At 71.9% G+C, this 15281-nt stretch carries 14 protein-coding genes and 1 riboswitch; of the genes, 7 read left to right on the forward strand and 7 right to left on the reverse strand.

Annotated elements, in window-relative coordinates; translation table 11 throughout:
- Positions 1 to 289 precede the first annotated feature (289 nt).
- The 4 genes from QRO03_RS15650 (at position 290) to QRO03_RS15665 (ending at position 4238) form a co-directional block, all read left to right on the forward strand.
- The gene (locus QRO03_RS15650; RefSeq protein WP_285138422.1) at positions 290 to 955 is read left to right on the forward strand and encodes an SDR family oxidoreductase; all 666 of its coding nucleotides are present in this window, start codon (positions 290 to 292) and stop codon (positions 953 to 955) included.
- Positions 956 to 1201: 246 nt separating this feature from the next.
- Positions 1202 to 1294: riboswitch (TPP riboswitch) on the forward strand.
- On the forward strand, positions 1286 to 2107 hold the full coding sequence (thiM, locus tag QRO03_RS15655) for a hydroxyethylthiazole kinase (RefSeq protein ID WP_285138423.1): 822 nt from the start codon (positions 1286 to 1288) through the stop codon (positions 2105 to 2107). Its footprint overlaps the riboswitch before it by 9 nt.
- Positions 2104 to 2748 carry a thiamine phosphate synthase gene (thiE, locus tag QRO03_RS15660; protein WP_285138424.1) on the forward strand — a complete coding sequence of 215 codons (645 nt, stop codon included), beginning with the start codon at positions 2104 to 2106 and terminating at the stop codon, positions 2746 to 2748. The genes thiM and thiE overlap by 4 nt, the downstream gene beginning before the upstream one ends.
- Entirely contained in the window at positions 2745 to 4238 is a 1494-nt protein-coding gene (locus tag QRO03_RS15665; RefSeq protein ID WP_285138425.1) for a bifunctional hydroxymethylpyrimidine kinase/phosphomethylpyrimidine kinase, read from the forward strand. Before thiE ends, QRO03_RS15665 begins: the two co-directional genes overlap by 4 nt.
- A gap of 73 nt (positions 4239 to 4311) precedes the next feature.
- On the opposite strand, the gene QRO03_RS15670 is transcribed toward QRO03_RS15665, so the two are convergent.
- From QRO03_RS15670 to QRO03_RS15690, 5 genes are all read right to left on the reverse strand, one after another.
- The gene (locus tag QRO03_RS15670; RefSeq protein ID WP_285138426.1) at positions 4312 to 4494 is read right to left on the reverse strand and encodes a DUF5302 domain-containing protein; all 183 of its coding nucleotides are present in this window, start codon (positions 4492 to 4494) and stop codon (positions 4312 to 4314) included.
- 63 nt (positions 4495 to 4557) lie between these two features.
- On the reverse strand, positions 4558 to 5484 hold the full coding sequence (locus QRO03_RS15675; RefSeq protein WP_285138427.1) for a DnaJ domain-containing protein: 927 nt from the start codon (positions 5482 to 5484) through the stop codon (positions 4558 to 4560).
- 85 nt (positions 5485 to 5569) lie between these two features.
- Positions 5570 to 6142: a hypothetical protein gene (locus QRO03_RS15680; protein WP_285138428.1), complete on the reverse strand. Its 573-nt coding sequence runs from the start codon at positions 6140 to 6142 to the stop codon at positions 5570 to 5572.
- Entirely contained in the window at positions 6139 to 6975 is an 837-nt protein-coding gene (locus QRO03_RS15685; protein ID WP_285138429.1) for an LssY C-terminal domain-containing protein, read from the reverse strand. The genes QRO03_RS15680 and QRO03_RS15685 overlap by 4 nt, the downstream gene beginning before the upstream one ends.
- A gap of 7 nt (positions 6976 to 6982) precedes the next feature.
- Positions 6983 to 8047, reverse strand: coding sequence for an enoyl-CoA hydratase/isomerase family protein (locus QRO03_RS15690; RefSeq protein WP_285138430.1), 1065 nt, complete (start codon positions 8045 to 8047; stop codon positions 6983 to 6985).
- A 109-nt stretch (positions 8048 to 8156) separates the two neighbouring features.
- On the opposite strand from QRO03_RS15690, the gene QRO03_RS15695 reads away from it, so the two are divergent.
- The 3 genes from QRO03_RS15695 to QRO03_RS15705 all read left to right on the forward strand — a co-directional run bounded on the left by QRO03_RS15695 (position 8157) and on the right by QRO03_RS15705 (position 11197).
- A complete protein-coding gene (locus QRO03_RS15695; protein ID WP_285138431.1) occupies positions 8157 to 9401 on the forward strand; it encodes an ABC transporter ATP-binding protein in 1245 nt (414 codons plus the stop codon).
- A complete protein-coding gene (locus tag QRO03_RS15700) occupies positions 9398 to 10216 on the forward strand; it encodes an ABC-2 transporter permease (protein WP_285138432.1) in 819 nt (272 codons plus the stop codon). Before QRO03_RS15695 ends, QRO03_RS15700 begins: the two co-directional genes overlap by 4 nt.
- Before the next feature lie 162 nt (positions 10217 to 10378).
- Positions 10379 to 11197 carry a sulfite exporter TauE/SafE family protein gene (locus QRO03_RS15705; RefSeq protein ID WP_285138433.1) on the forward strand — a complete coding sequence of 273 codons (819 nt, stop codon included), beginning with the start codon at positions 10379 to 10381 and terminating at the stop codon, positions 11195 to 11197.
- A 59-nt stretch (positions 11198 to 11256) separates the two neighbouring features.
- Here QRO03_RS15705 and QRO03_RS15710 read toward each other — a convergent pair whose 3' ends face one another.
- Together QRO03_RS15710 and QRO03_RS15715 are read right to left on the reverse strand one after the other, a co-directional pair.
- Positions 11257 to 11646 carry a hypothetical protein gene (locus tag QRO03_RS15710; RefSeq protein ID WP_285138434.1) on the reverse strand — a complete coding sequence of 130 codons (390 nt, stop codon included), beginning with the start codon at positions 11644 to 11646 and terminating at the stop codon, positions 11257 to 11259.
- Positions 11647 to 11780: 134 nt separating this feature from the next.
- Positions 11781 to 15266 carry a family 43 glycosylhydrolase gene (locus tag QRO03_RS15715; protein WP_285138435.1) on the reverse strand — a complete coding sequence of 1162 codons (3486 nt, stop codon included), beginning with the start codon at positions 15264 to 15266 and terminating at the stop codon, positions 11781 to 11783.
- Positions 15267 to 15281 lie beyond the last annotated feature (15 nt).

Below are 15281 nucleotides of genomic sequence, written 5' to 3' on the forward strand. Positions count from 1 at the left end.
ATCGCGGCATCGCGGCATCGCGGCATCGCGGCATCGCGGCATCGCGGCATCGCGGGATCGAGGAATCCAGGGATCCAGGGACCGCGGGACCGCGGGATCGAGGGATCCAGGGACCGCGGGACCGCGGGATCCAGGGATCCAGGGATCCAGGGATCCAGGGATCCAGGGATCGAGGGATCGCGGGATCGAGGGATCGCGGGCAGAAAAAGGGCTCGCGGCGCGCCTTCCGGGACGAGCACCGTGCTGTCCCAGCGACATGAGACGAGACGCACCCGCGTACCCTCGTCCCATGCCCCTCGCACTCGTCACCGGAGCCGGACGCGCGAACAGCATCGCCGCGGGCATCGTCCCCCGCCTCGAGACGGACGGCTGGGACGTCGTGACCAGCGAGCTCGACTCCGGCGACTACCCGTGCGACCTCGCCGACGCCGCGGCACCGACGGAGCTCATCGAACGCGTCTCGCGCGAGCGCGGGCCCATCCACGCCCTCGTGCTGAGCCACGCGCACGGCGTCGAATCCGGCATCCTCGACACCACCGCCGACAGCTTCGACCGCCACGTCGCGGTCAACGCCCGCGCCACGCTGCTGATGATCGCCGCCTTCGCCCGACAGGTCGACGAGACGGGCGGTGCGATCGTCGCCTTCACGAGCGACCACACCACCGGCAACCTCCCCTACGGCGCGTCGAAGGGCGCGCTCGACCGCATCGTTATCTCGGCCGCGCGCGAGCTCGGTCCCCGGGGCATCTCGGCCAACGTCGTGAACCCCGGCCCGATCGACACCGGGTGGATGGATGCCGAGACCCGCGACGCCCTCGCCGGCTACCACCCCCTCGGCCGATTCGGCACGCCCCGCGACATCGCCGGCATCACCGCCTTCCTGCTCTCGGACGCCGGCCGCTGGGTCAGCGGACAGCTCCTGCACACCGACGGCGGCTTCTCCGCGCGGTTCTGAGCGCCCGCTCCCCTCCTCGCACTCCGGGTCTCCCGCACATCGGCCTTCCGCGCACCGCGGGCGACGTCACACTCTGCGCCCGCCCGCGCGCCTCCCTCCCCGCACTCCGACGTCCCCAGACGACTCCGTCCCTGCACGCCCCCCGCACGCGTCCACTCCACCCGCGCGCGACGGCACCACCCGCGCATGACGGCGCGGGCGAAACGGTCCGCCGGGCGCCACGGCATCCGTCGTGCTAGCGTCGCCGGCAGTGACACGGGGTGCCCGCAAGGGGCTGAGAACACACCCGTTGAACCTGATCTAGCTCGTACTAGCGAAGGGATGTCGCGAATGGTCGTTCGCACGTCGTCGTCTCCGTCCACCTCCACCCCCGCGCGAGAAGCCGACCCCGCCGGGGCGCTCGAACGCCTGCGCGAGGCGTCACCGCTCACGCAGTGCATCACCAACGCGGTGGTGACGAACTTCACCGCGAACGCCTTGCTCGCCCTCGGCGCCGCCCCCGCCATGTGCGACATCCCGGGCGAAGCGGGCATGTTCGCGGGCATCGCCGGCGGCGTGCTCGTCAATCTCGGCACCCCCACCACCGAACAGCGCGACGCGGCCCGCGAAGCCGTCGGCGCGCCGACCCCCTGGGTGCTCGACCCGGTCGCCGTGGGTGCCCTTCCGGTCCGCACCGCCCTCGCCCAGGAGCTGCTGGCCGCGCGCCCGGCGATCATCCGCGGTAACGCCTCGGAGATCCTCGCCCTGGCGGGAGTCGGCGCGGGCGGACGCGGCGTCGACGCGACCGACACGGCCGACGACGCCCTCGACGCCGCCCTCGCGCTCGCCAAGCGCACCGGGGGCACGGTCGCCGTCTCGGGCGCGGTGGACCTGATCGTGGATGCCGAGCGCACGGCCCGCGTGCCCGGCGGGAGCGCGTTGCTGACCAAGGTCACCGGCGGCGGCTGCGCCCTCGGCGCCGCGATGGCGGCGTTCGCCGCGGTCGCCACGCCCTTCGAGGCGGCGATCGCCGCGTCGGCGGTGTGGGCCGTGGCGTCGGAGCGAGCGGCATCCGGATCCCGAGGACCGGGTTCGTTCGCCGTCGCCTTCCTCGACGAACTCGCCGCGGTGCAACCGGAAGACCTCGCGGGACGCGTGGAGATCACGCGATGACCGATCTCTCGCTCCACCTCGTCACCGATCACCGCGTCCCCTTCGACCGCCTGCGCGACATCGTCGATCAGGCCGTGGCCGCGGGCGTCACCGTCGTGCAACTGCGCGACAAGATCGCCACCGGCGCCGAACTCTTCGCCCGCACCCTCGACCTCGCCGACGTCGTCGCCGGGCGCTGCGCGTTCGTCGTCGACGACCGCCTCGACGTCGTCCTCGCCGCACGCGACCGCGGTGCGCGCGTCGACGGCATCCACCTCGGCCAGAGCGACCTCCCGGTCGACGCCGCGCGCGCCCTGCTCGGCGCCGACGCCCTCGTGGGCTGGACGGCGAACACGCCGTCACACCTCGCCGCGGCCGCGGCCCTGCCGAAAGGCACCGTCGACTACCTCGGCGTCGGGGTGATCCGTGCGACGGCGACGAAACCCGATCACCCGCAGCCCCTGGGCGTCGCGGGATTCGCCGAGCTCGCGGCATCCACCGACCTGCCGTGCGTCGCGATCGGAGGGATCGACGTCGACGACGTCACCGCCCTCCGCGCGGCGGGAGCGGCGGGCGTCGCCGTCGTCTCGGCGGTGTGCGCTGCCGACGACCCGGGCGCGGCGGTGGGCGCGCTCACCGCGGCGTGGGGGGCAGGCGCGTGATCCCCCGCGTGCTCAGCATCGCCGGCACCGACCCCACCGGTGGCGCGGGCATCCAGGCCGACCTCAAGTCGATCGCGGCCTTCGGCGGTTACGGCATGGCCGCGGTGACGGCGCTCGTCGCGCAGAACACCCTCGGCGTCCGCGAGGTGCACGTGCCGCCGACGTCGTTCCTCGACGCGCAATTGCGCGCCGTCAGCGACGACGTCGACATCGATGCGGTGAAGATCGGCATGCTCGGCTCGGCCGAGGTCGTCGCCACCGTCGACGCGTGGCTGGCCGCGCTCGGTGACACGCGCCCGCCGATCGTCGTGCTCGATCCGGTGATGATCGCGACGAGCGGCGACCGCCTGCTCGACGCCGATGCCGAGGAGGCCGTCCGCGCCCTCTGTCGCCGCGCCGACCTCGTCACGCCGAACCTGCCCGAGCTCGCCGTCCTGGTCGGCGCCTCCGTCGCCACGCGGTGGGATGACGCCGTCGACCAGGCGCAGACCCTCGCCGCGCGCGCCGACACCGCGGTCCTGCTGAAGGGCGGACACCTCGACGGAGAGCAGAGTCCGGATGCCATCGTCGTCGGCACCGAGGTCCACCCGGTGCCCGGGCGCCGCGTCGCCACGCGCCACACCCACGGCACCGGCTGCTCGCTGTCGTCGGCCATGGCGACCCTGGCGGCGCACGGCGTGCCGTGGCCGGAGGCCCTGACGCGCGCGAAGCAGTGGCTCACCGGCGCCCTCGAGCACGCCGACGCCCTGCGGGTCGGGCACGGCAACGGTCCCATCGACCACCTGCACGAGCTGCGCCCGCACATCACGCTCCGCCCCGGCGCGTCGAACGCCCCGCTCGACGCGGCGGCATCGTGGAGCATCGAGCGGTGGGATGCCGTGGCCCCGGTGAGGGCCGAGGTCGACGCCTGTGCGTTCGTGCGGGGGCTGGCATCCGGAGACCTCGATCGCGACGCCTTCGACTGGTACCTCGGGCAGGACCTTCTCTACCTGCGGCAGTACGCGCGCGTACTCGCCCGCGCCGCGGCGCTGGCACCGAGCGTGGACGAGCAGCGGTTCTGGGCCGCGGCATCGGTCTCGTGCCTCGAGGAGGAGGCGGCACTGCACCAGACGCATGTCGACCCGGCGGGGCTCGAACCCGCGTCATCCACCCTCGATTACACCGACCACCTGCACGCGGCGTCGACCGTGGGCTCGTACGCGGTCCTGGTCGCGGCGATCCTGCCGTGCTTCGTGCTCTACACCGACATCGGCGCCCGCTGGCGCGGAACCTTCGCCGCCGACCACCCCTACGCCGACTGGCTCACCGCCTACGGCGACGAGGTGTTCGCGACGTCGTCGGCTCGGGCGCAGGCGATCGTCGACGCCGCCGCCCGGGCGGCATCCACGTCCGACCGCTCGGCCATGGCCGCGGCTTACGACCGCTCGATGGCCCTCGAGCGGGCGTTCTTCGAGGCCCCTCTCCGTTCCCGTCCTAACAAACCCGCGTGAGTAGCCAAACATCGTCGCTCAAGAGGGCGGTGGAGCGACATATTTTGGCGACTCACGCGGGTGATGGACGGCGTCAGCCGCTCTTGCGGCGGAACTCGCGCTTGGTGACCGCTCCGTGCGTTCCCTGCACGGCGGAGTGGCCGTCGAGGTGCGCCTGACCCGAACGCTTCTGCCCGTTCTTCTTCTCGAGCGCTTCCTTGAACTTGCGTTTCATGTCGTCGGACGCCGAAGCATCCGAGGTCTCGTCGGTACTCATGGCTCCACCCTAGACATCAGCGCGCGGGACCGGACCACCCGTGACAGCACCTGGCGGGCCGTCTCAGACGTGGCGCACGCGCTGCTGCAACCGGGTGCGGATGTCGAAGAGCTCGGTTCCCCCGACCTCTCTCGCCCCCGGGATGCCCCGACGCAGCAGCGTCGTCAAGGCGCTGCGGGTGACGAGGGCCACCGGGGTGCCGCGCATCTTGCCGAGCTCGGTGACGGCCTCCAGCACATCGTCGTCGGGAAGCACGACCATCGCTCCACTGAAGCGCACCCCCGCGGAACGCGCGATGACACGGGCACGCGACACCAGTTCGGTCACGGGCGCGCCGATGACGTTCGGGCCGCTGATCTCGCCGCGGCGAACGCCCACCGGACCGCCGAAGTCCTCGCTGAGGAGGGCGTAGAGCCCACTCGGGCCGAGCACGAGGTGGTCGAGCTTCTGCTCGGGGTCGCGCCCGTCGCGGTCGGCGAACACGTCGTGCCAGACCGTGTATCCCATGCCCAGCTCCGACACGAGCCGCGCGGTCTCCTCCTCGGCGAGCGCGTCGGCGAGGATGTGCCGGATCTCGGGCGGGGCAGAGCGCACGAGCGCGGGGTCGTAGGGGTCGGCGACGTCGACGCCGCGCCCGACCCACTCGCGGATCAGGCCCAGATAGCGTTCGCGACGCCAGCCGCCGGGCTGTCCGTACGACCGCGCGCGGGGGCGCGTGTCGGTCGGACGGGAGGGAGCGGATGCGGTGGACCCACCGCCCCATTCGCCCGCGGTGGATCCGCGGCCGCGGTCGTAGACGCTGCGGGCCTCGGGCGTCCCGACGAGCTCCCACGCGCGCTGCACCTGCACGAACAGGGCGGCGTCGCCGCCGGTGTCGGGGTGCGTCTCGCGCAGGCGTACACGGTAGGCGCGGCGCAGTCCCTCGTCGTCGACGTCGGCCGCGACGCGGAGCACCTCGTATGCCGAGGACGACATGGGGCTGTCGAACACGTGCGTCATCCGTTCTGCCGCCCGGGTGCGCGGCGCCTCTCAGGCTAACCCGCCGCGGCTGTGCACGGCCCGAAGCGACGGCGTCTCACACCGCTTCCGCGGCATCCGCCCCCCGCGGGCGACGCGCGCGACGTTCGCGACGCGGCCTCCGCGCGTACGCGGCAGCGTCCCGGCTCGACAGGGCGAGCAGCACGAGGATGTCGAGGCTCAGGGTGATCAGCGTCGTCCCGACGGTGATCACCTCGCCGTACGCCCACCACCCGACGAAGCTCGCACTGATCGACCCCACCGAGAGCACCATCACGAGTACCCGCGCGAGGTTCCCGCCGAAGAAGATCCGGATGCCGAGGATCACCTGCACCGCGCAGACGACGCCGAGCACGCCCAAGAACACCGCCGTGCCCACGCCGAGGTCGGACACGCTCAGATCGAGCGGCTCGTCGGCGTTCCCGCTCGCGGCTCCCGCGAACGCCCGCAGCCACGGCGGCAGCGAGAACGCCACACTCGCCGCCCACAGCGCTCCCGCCGCGGCGCGCAGCAGCACGAGGACGCTGCCCGTCACGATCGAGGCCGGCCGACGCATCGCCGGATCGGCCGTGGTCGGGTCGACGGGCGGCTCGAACGCCACGCGCTTCTCGGGATGCCGCTCGGCGCTCACGGCACCGTCACCCCCGTCGACGAGGGCGGGCGCACCGCGCCGACATCGATGATCGGCAGATCGCCGTCGGTGCTGATGCTGTCGCCGCCCCCGTTGCGCGAGTGGTAGCCGGTGGCGAAGTCGCGGATGACGTCGACCTCGACGCCCGGCACGTCGCGGACGCTCGCGACGATGTGGTCCCGCTCGATGTCGGTGTCGGCGTCGATGCGGTGCGTCACCTGCAACGTGAACAGCGACAGACCCACCGCACGATCGAACGTGCCGGCGGCGAGCCAGTCGACGCGGCGTCCCCCCGGCAGGAGCCAACCGTCGGGGCACTTCCACAGCCGCACGTGGTGACGCTGGGCGGGAGAGCCCGCGACCTCCTGCTGGTACGCCAGATCCTGCATCCGCCCGAAGAGGAACAGCGGGCTCACGGGCGCGCGCGGGTAGCTCCGCCGACGCAGCGTCGACACGACGATGCGCCACGACGACCGCAGGCTCACCGGGTCGGCCGGGATCCACCCGGCCGCCGCCATCACGGCCTCGACGTTCTCGCGGGACCCCTGCAGGGCGAGGTTCACCGGATCGCCGAGCAGCCCGTCGGAGGTGCGCGTGCGGCCCATGAAGTAATCGGGCACGTAGATGGCGGTGAGGATGCGATGCAACCGCGGCAGCGCCAAGTAGGCGAGCAGCACCCAGAACGCCACGGCCATCAGCACCCCGCCCCACCCGAGCGAGAACGACTGGGTGAGGCTCAGGTAGGCGAGCCAGATCGCGGCGGCACCGGCGAAGACGAAGAAGAACCCGTCGAGGGCCCGACCGATCGACCAGCGACGCCGCGACGGGGTCATGTCGGGGTCACCACAACGCGGGGATGGGCTCGTAGGCGAACGCCTCGGCGACGCGCTCCTCGGGGAGCTCGTCGAGCCGCGCCGGCGACCACGACGGGGAGCGGTCCTTGTCGACGACCTGCGCGCGGATGCCCTCGACGAGGTCGGGCTGCGTGAACGCGAACCACAGTACGAGGCCGTACTCCTGCGCGAGGGCGGCCCGCAGCGACGGCAATTCGCGCGCCCGGCGGACGGCCTCGAGCGTCACGGCGAGCGCCGTCGGCGACGCGGTCGCCAGCGCCTCGGCCGTCTGCCGCGCCTCGTCCTCGGGCCGGGCGCGCAGGCGCTTCAGGATGCCGGGGACGTCGCCGGCCGAGAACGCGTCGTCGATCCACTCCCGCGCGGTCTCGAAGCGCGACGGTTCGGGCGTCTCGTCGAAGAGCAGAACCAGCTCGGTGGGGCTGGAGGGGTCGGCGCGGTACTCCAGCGCTTCGTAGAGCGCCGGGAGGTGCGCGGTGGGCACCATGTGGTCGGCGAAGCCGGCGTAGAGCGCGTCGCTGGCATCCATCGTCCCGCCCGTCAGCGCGAGGTACTCCCCGATCCGGCCGGGCGCTCGGCCCAGCAGCCACGACCCGCCGACGTCGGGCGTGAAACCGATGCGCGTCTCGGGCATCGCCAGACGCGAGCGCTCGGTGACGATGCGGATCGCCGCGTGGCCGGCCAGGCCGATGCCCCCACCCATGCACACGCCGTCGGCGATGGCGACGACCGGCTTCCTCGACGTGGCGATGCGGTGGTCGAGGGCGTACTCCTCGCGGAAGAACGCGTGCACCTCGTCGACCCGGCCGCCCACGACCATCTCGTGGAGGGCCCGCACGTCGCCGCCGGCGCAGAAGCCGCGCTCGCCCGCTCCGTCGAGCAGCACGATGTCGACGTCGGTGTCGCTCTCCCACCTGTCGAGGGTGAGGTGGAGCGCGCGGATCATGCCGAGGTCGAGCGCGTTGATCGCCGCCGGACGGTTGAGCGTGAGGTGGCCCAGACCACCGCGGCCACCGACCAGGACGCTGTCGTTCTCGGTTCGCTCTGCGTGCACGTTGCCACGTTACACAGGCCCGGTGCACCGCCTCCGACGCGGGGAGGATGCGTTTTCCGCCCCGGATCGGGGAAGATAGGCGGAACGTCTGCCGAAGGAAAGGGGCCGCATGCCCGACGGACAGGTGCTCGAACTGGCCGGCCTCACCAAACGGTTCGGGGCGATCTCGGCCGTCGACGGCCTGACCGCCCGCATCGAACCCGGGCAGGTGACGGGTTTCCTCGGCCCCAACGGCGCGGGCAAGACGACCTCGCTGCGGATGCTGCTCGGACTGGTGCGTCCGACCGCGGGCACCGCCCTGATCGGCGGCAAGCCGTACGCCGACCTCGCCTCGCCGTTGCAGAGCGTCGGCGCCGCCCTCGAGGCATCCAGCTTCCACCCCGGTCGCTCGGCCGCGAACCACCTCAAGGTCTACGCGCGCGCCGCCGGACTCCCCACCTCCCGCATCGACGACGTGCTCGGTCTCGTCGGTCTCGCCGACGTCGCGGGACGCCGCGTCGGCGGCTTCTCGCTCGGAATGCGCCAGCGCCTGGGCCTGGCCACCGCGCTCCTCGGCGATCCCGGTGTGCTCGTGCTCGACGAGCCGTCGAACGGGCTCGACCCCGAGGGCATCCGCTGGATGCGCTCTCTGCTGCGCCACCTCGCCGAAGAGGGCCGTACGGTGCTCATCTCCTCGCACCTGCTGGCCGAGGTGCAGCAGACCGTCGACGCGCTGCTCATCATCTCGCGGGGGCGCCTGGTGTTCCAGGGCGGCATCGAAGACCTCGCCGACCCCGACGAGTACGCCACGGTCGTGGACTCCCCCGACCGCGACGCGCTGTCGCGCCTGCTCGACGACCGCGGCATCGAGCACCAGCTGTTGCGCAACGGCTTCACGATCCGCCACCACGAACCGGTCGAGATCGGCGCCCTCGCGGCGGGCGCCGGCATCGCGCTGTCGAACCTGCAGAGCAAGGGCGCGAGCCTCGAGGACATCTTCCTCGAACTCGTCAGCGGCGTGCGCACTCACGCGAGCGCCGGCGCGGCACCGGCCCCGGTCGCCGCCGAGGCTCCCCCAGTGGCGCAGGATCCCCCCGCCGCGGAAGATCCCGGGGAGACTCCGGATGCCCGGGAGGTTCCGGATGCCGGCACCCCGGCGCCCGCGCCGACGACGGCCCCCGTCGCGGCGGCCGACCCCGACGACGAGCCGCGCCCCTCGACGGCCATGGTGGCGGTGGTACCGCCCCCTCGGTCCGCCCGTCCCGCGACGCCGCCGGCCGGTGAAGGCCCTCGCAACTCCTACTCCGTCGCATCCACGGGCGTCATCGACATCGTCCCCTCCGCATCCCCCGATGAGACGGAGGCCCCGCGTTGACCCTCATCGCCGCGACCCGTTCCGAGTACACCAAGCAGTTCACCACCGCCGGGTGGTGGGTGCTCGGCATCGTGCTCGTCGTCTACGTCGCCTTCACGGCCGGCGTCCTTGCGTTCGTGTTCGGCGGGGTGGCGTCCGGTCAGCTGACGGGCTCGCGCGGCCCCGCGCCGTCCACCGACGGCATCCCCGCGCTCGTCTACAGCTCCGCGACCGCGGTCGGCTACGTCTTCCCCCTGCTCGTGGGCACCCTGATGGTCACGACGGAGTTCCGCCACAAGACGCTCACGCCGACCTTCCTCGCCACCCCGCGCCGCGGGTCGGTGCTGGTGGGCAAGTTCGTCGTCGGCATCGTGGTGGGCCTGCTGTACGGCATCCTGGGCTCGATCGCCGCGCTCGGCGCCGGCGCGGGTGTGCTGAGTGTCTTCGGCATCGACACGGCCCTCGGCGCACCCGACACCTGGGAGCTCGTCGGTCGGATGCTGCTCGCCTTCGCCCTGTGGGCCCTCGTCGGCATCGGCGTCGGCACGGTCGTGCGCAACCAGGTGGCCGCGATCGTCATCGTGCTGGCCGTGACGCTGTTCGTCGAGCCGATCGTGCGCACCGCCGGTGGTCTGGTCGAGGGCTTCGCGGGGGTCGTGAAGTGGTTCCCGAGCGCGGCGAGCGACGCGCTCGTCGGGCAGACGATCTTCGGCATCATGGGCGCAGCCGCCGGCGACACCCTGGAGTGGTGGGCGGGCGGGCTCGTGCTGCTCGGCTACGCGGTCGTGCTCGTCGTCATCGGCCTGCTGACGACCTGGCGTCGCGACATCGACTGACACCCTCGCATCCATCGGCGGCTCCGGCGGTTCGGCCACCCGCACGCCGAGGACCCTGAACCCGTCGAAGGGTCAGGCACCCATTCCCCTCGCCCACCGCGAACGACGCTTCGCCGTCGGTCGCTCATTTGGCCGCTCGCCGGTCAGCGGAGAGAATCGACCGTGCTCGATGGACCGGTGATCGCGGAGTGGCTGCCGGTGTCGGTGGCATCCCTGCTCCTGCTGCTGATCGCTGCGGGAGTGGCCGGCTGGGTCGACGCGGTCGTCGGCGGCGGCGGGCTCATCCAGCTCCCCGCCCTCGTCATCGCGGTGCCGAAAGACGTGGCGACGCCGTTCATCCTCGGCACGAACAAGCTGTCGTCGTTCTTCGGCACGCTCTCGGCCAGCTGGGTGTACCTCCGCCGGATCCGGGTGCAGCTCGTGCTGCTCGTCCCCCTCGTCGTCGGGGCCTACGCCGGCTCCACCGTGGGCGCGGCGCTCTCGCGCTACGTGCCCCGAGAGGTGCTGACCCCGATCGTCCTGGTGGCGGTGATCGTGGTGGCGCTCTACACCCTCTTGAAGCCCCGGATGGGCCTCGAGCACGCACCGCGTCACAACAGCACCGCAGCGACCGCCTGGCGGGCGGCGGCGATCGGTCTGCTGGTCGGGTTCTACGACGGCATCCTCGGGCCCGGAACGGGGTCGTTCTTCGTCATCCTGATCGTCGGGGTGCTGGGCTACGGCTTCCTGCAGGCGAGCGCCAACGCCAAGATCGCCAACCTCACCACCAACCTCGCCGCCCTCGCGGTGTACGGCGTGCACGGCGAGATCCTGCTCGTTCTGGGTCTGGCGATGGCCGTGATGAACATCACCGGCGGCTTCATCGGCGCCCACATGGCCACGCGCCGGGGCAGTGGCTTCGTGCGGATCGTGTTCCTGGTGACCCTGTCGATCCTCATCGTCAAGCTCGCGTGGGACACGGTGGTTCAGTTCACGGCCTGAGCACCCTCGTCGGGCGGGCCCCGGCACCCCGGGCGACCGCCCGGCGCGGCGCGCGACGCTCAGGCGACGATGTCGGCGACGTTCTCGGGTTCGGATGCCACGTCGAGACGCAGGGCCTGCAGCAGTGCCACCCCGTGCTTGGTGGTCAGAACGAGGCGTTCGAACTCGTCGTGACCGGTGAGGTCGACGACGACGCTGGGCTTGCGGCCGCGGATGACGACGAAGTCGTTGCCGCCCGCCGACTTCCACGTGCCCATGCCGACCGCGACGGGAAGGTTGATGCCGGGATTGGGGACACCGCGCAACCACGTCCAGGCGTCGTCGGTCAGCTGCACGCGCTCGATGTGCTCGCGCGGCACGACGATGTTGGATCTCCGGAACGACATCGCCCGCTCGGTCGCCGAGAGCACGACCTCGAGCTGCGTCGAATCGAGCAGCAGGGTCACCATGGCACCCATCCTGCCAGCGCGAGCGGGTGCCCACCGGCGCGGCACCTCACGAGAGCGCAACGATCCACCGCGCACGACGAAGCCGCGCCCGGGATCGTTCCGGACGCGGCTCCGTCGAGTGGACGGTCGAGCGGTCAGCCGCAGCGGGCCTCGGTGAAGGGCAACGAGACCGTGTCGGTCACCGTCTTGCCGTTCACCGTCGCCGTGGCATCCACCGTCACCGTTCCGGCGGGAATGGTCGTCTGACGCGTGGTGAAGGCGGCCGACGAACTCTTGCCCGCGGCGAGGGAGCCGAACGCCTTCGTTCCATACGGGCCCTTCGCCGTGACCGTCACCGGGAAGCCCTCGGCGTTTCGCACCGTGACCGTCTGGGTGACCTTGCCCGCGATGCAGCGGGAGCTCACGGCCCCGGTGACCTCGAGCCCGGTCGGCGCGGTGACGACGACGGTGGCCGTGACGCGACGGTTGTCGGGTGCGACCTCCTCGGCGCTCTCCATGTCGAAGATCGGCAGGCCGTCCGCGGCGAAGTGCACCCGGCGCACGAACATGTCGCGACCGCTGAGGTTGTTGTTGTCGGTGCGGGCGTGGAAGACGTACAGCAGGTTGTCGTCCTCGTCCTGCGACCACATGCCGTGACCGGTGCCGAGCTGCCAGGAGCCGTTGAAGACGCCGGACTTCTGGATCGGGTAGTTGAGCTTGCTCCACGCGCTCGGCGAGGTCAGGTCGACGTTCTTCCCGGCCGTGGCCAGGGCGAGGCCGGTCGTGTACGTGTCGCCGACGGTCGAGCCGGAGTAGATCAGGTACAGCTTGCCGTCGCGCGCGTAGACGTTCGGTCCCTCGGCGATGACGTTGTCCCAGGCGTACTCGGGGGCGAGGATGCGCACCGGCTCCGAGGTCAGACGGGTCGGGTTGGCCGGGTCCATCTTGGCGATGAACAGAGCGCCCAGCTGCTGCCATACGTAGTACGACTGACCCGAGTCCTCGACGTAGGTCATGTCGAGCGAGATGGTCTGGACGGGGTTCAGGATGCCGCCGTTCGACCGGAGCACCTTCTGCGCCTTCGTCCAGTTGGCCGGCACGGCGGGATCGAGGTCGCGCCCCTGCGCGTCCTTCTTGAGCTGGATGATGCTGGCCTGGCCGGTGAACATGTCGGGGCGACCGTTCGCACCGTCGTAGCAGGGCATGAACAGGATCGAGAGCTTGCCGCCGATGACGTGGTACTCGGGAGCCCAGAAGCATCCGGTCATCGCCCGACCCTCGGCGTCGGTGTCACCGCGACGCAGGAGGTCGATCTCGACGTTGCGTCCGGCGCGGATGGCCTCGTCGGACAGGTCCTCGATCGAGTTCGCGATGCGGATCGGCATGTGCGCCCCGCCCTGCGGGTCGATGTTGCCGCCGTAGATGTCCTCGGTCGCGATCATGAGGAACTTCTGCTGCCCGTTCAGGTCGTAACGGAACACCGAGGGGTCGGCGCGCTCGTCGGCGAACGGCGTCGCGTACTCCGGCTGCTTGACCGTGCCGCTGACCTCGTAGGTACCGGGCTTCGAGGTGTCGACGGCGCCGATGGAGGCGGCATCCCAGGTCACCGGGCGGGTGGCTTTCGAACCGTCCGAGTACGACAGCTCGACGCGCTTCGCGAGGGCGGCCGCGTCGAGGGAGCTCCCCTGCGCGATCTCGAGCGGAGCCGGGGCGGTGACGCCGGTGTTGGCGACGCGCCCGAAGCGCACCTCGAGCGCCGCCAGGGTGTCGGCGTCGACCGGGACGGTGTTGCCGGAGTCGAAGTTCGCGACCGCGGCCTCGTCGACGCCGGCGGTCGCGGCGACCGCTCCGCGGCGCACCTCGCCGCGGGTGGAGACGTCGCCCAGGTCGGCGAAGGAGGTGTACATCGCAGCTCCGGCGTCCGAGGTCCACGAGACCACGTAGCGGTCGGCGGCGGAGTCGTAGACGGCGGCGGGGTCGTTGACCCCCGACGTCACCCCGAGGTTCAGCATGCCCACCTCGTCGTAGCTGCGCAGATCGGCGCTGCGGGCGAAGAGCACGCTCGAGGTCTGGGTCCCGTCGGCTCCCCCGCCGCGGGCTGTGCGGGTGGCGACGACGCCGTAACCGCCGTCTTCGAGAGTGAACAGGTGCGGGTCGCGGAGGCTCCGGATGTCGCTGTCGCGCGGACCGTTCGCGGGCACCGGGACGGCGGTCTTCGGGAAGAAGATGCCGTAGTTCTCGTTCAGCGGACGCCAGGCGTCGTCGTCGCCGACGGCGAGGTGCATGCTGAGCGCGACGTCGGCGTTGTTCGCCTCGGTGACCAGCGTGGGCACGCGGTTGTAGGCCAGCAGCTGCTCGGTCGAGTCGGCCGGGAGCACCGTGACGGCGAAGGTACGGTCGGCGGTCGCGCCCGTCGCAGCGTCCGTCACGCGCACGGTGATCGATCCGTCGGCGCCGGAGACGACGCCATCGGTCACGACGACACCGCCGTCGGTCGATCGCACGGCGACGGTCGTCCCCTCGGGGGCGGCGGGAAGCGTCGAGCCCGATTCGAGGACGCTGGGGATGACGAACCGACCGGCCAGACGGGCCGCGCGCTGTTCGGCGGTCTCGGTCGAGGCGGTCACGGTCACCGTGATGGTGCGGGTGGCCGTCACGCCGCGGACGGCGGCGGTGGCCGTCAGCTGGGCGGTGCCGCCGGGCTGACCGGCCACGGGGGCGGTCACCGTTCCATCGGGAGCCACGAGCGCGGGGTTGCTCGACGTCCAGGTCACGCGGCCGCCGGAGGTCGGCAGATCGATGTCGGTCGAGGTCGAGATGTCTTTCAGCGCCAGGGCGTCGAGGATCGCCTGAGCCTGCGCGCGCAGTTCGGTCGCGTGGGTCTCGGCGTCGGTCTGAGCCGTGGCCGCGACCTCGGTCGCCGACAGGGCGCGGTCGTAGACGCGGAACGCCGAGATCGCTCCCTGGAAGAGCGGGTCGGGCCAGGGGGCGCGCCCGATGGTGTTCAGCGACTGGTCGCGCACGTCGGCGGGGGTGCGGTCGATCGCGGCGTCGGCGACGCGGATGCCGTCGAGGTAGAGCGACGCGCGCCCCGTGGTGCCGTCGACGACCGAGGCCACGTTGATCCACTGGTTCGCGGTCACGCCGCAGGACGACGCTCCCACGAGCCGCTCGACGCCGGCGGACTTCACGCCGAGGAGCGGGGTGCGGCCGGAGCCGCAGTTCAGGGAGGCGAAGAAGTACTCGGTCGCGGCCGACTCGTTGCCCACGTTCCAGAGGAAGTGGAACGAGTTCAGCATGGCCTGCGACGCCTTCACCTCGGCGACCACCGTCGCCGATCGGTCGCCCGCCAGGATGTCGTCGGGCAGCTCGACCCAGTTCCCCGTCGAGGTCTTGGCTCCGCCGCGCATGGTCAGGCCACTCGCGGTCCAGTCGGAGCTCTGAACGTTGCGGACGGTCGCGGCCCCGAGCGACGATCCGGTCGCGGTGTTGGGGACCGTCGCGCCGGAGGGCTGACGGAAGTCATAGGCGGCGACGAGGCCGTCGGTGGGTGCGGCGGCGACCGCGGGCTGGGCGGTCGCGAAGGTCGCCGCCCCGACCGCGAGTGCGGTGAGGAAGGCGAGGCGTCGTCGGGTTCTCACGTGTTCCGGCTCCTT

This window comes from Microbacterium sp. lyk4-40-TSB-66, assembly GCF_030209475.1.
Classification (GTDB): domain Bacteria; phylum Actinomycetota; class Actinomycetes; order Actinomycetales; family Microbacteriaceae; genus Microbacterium.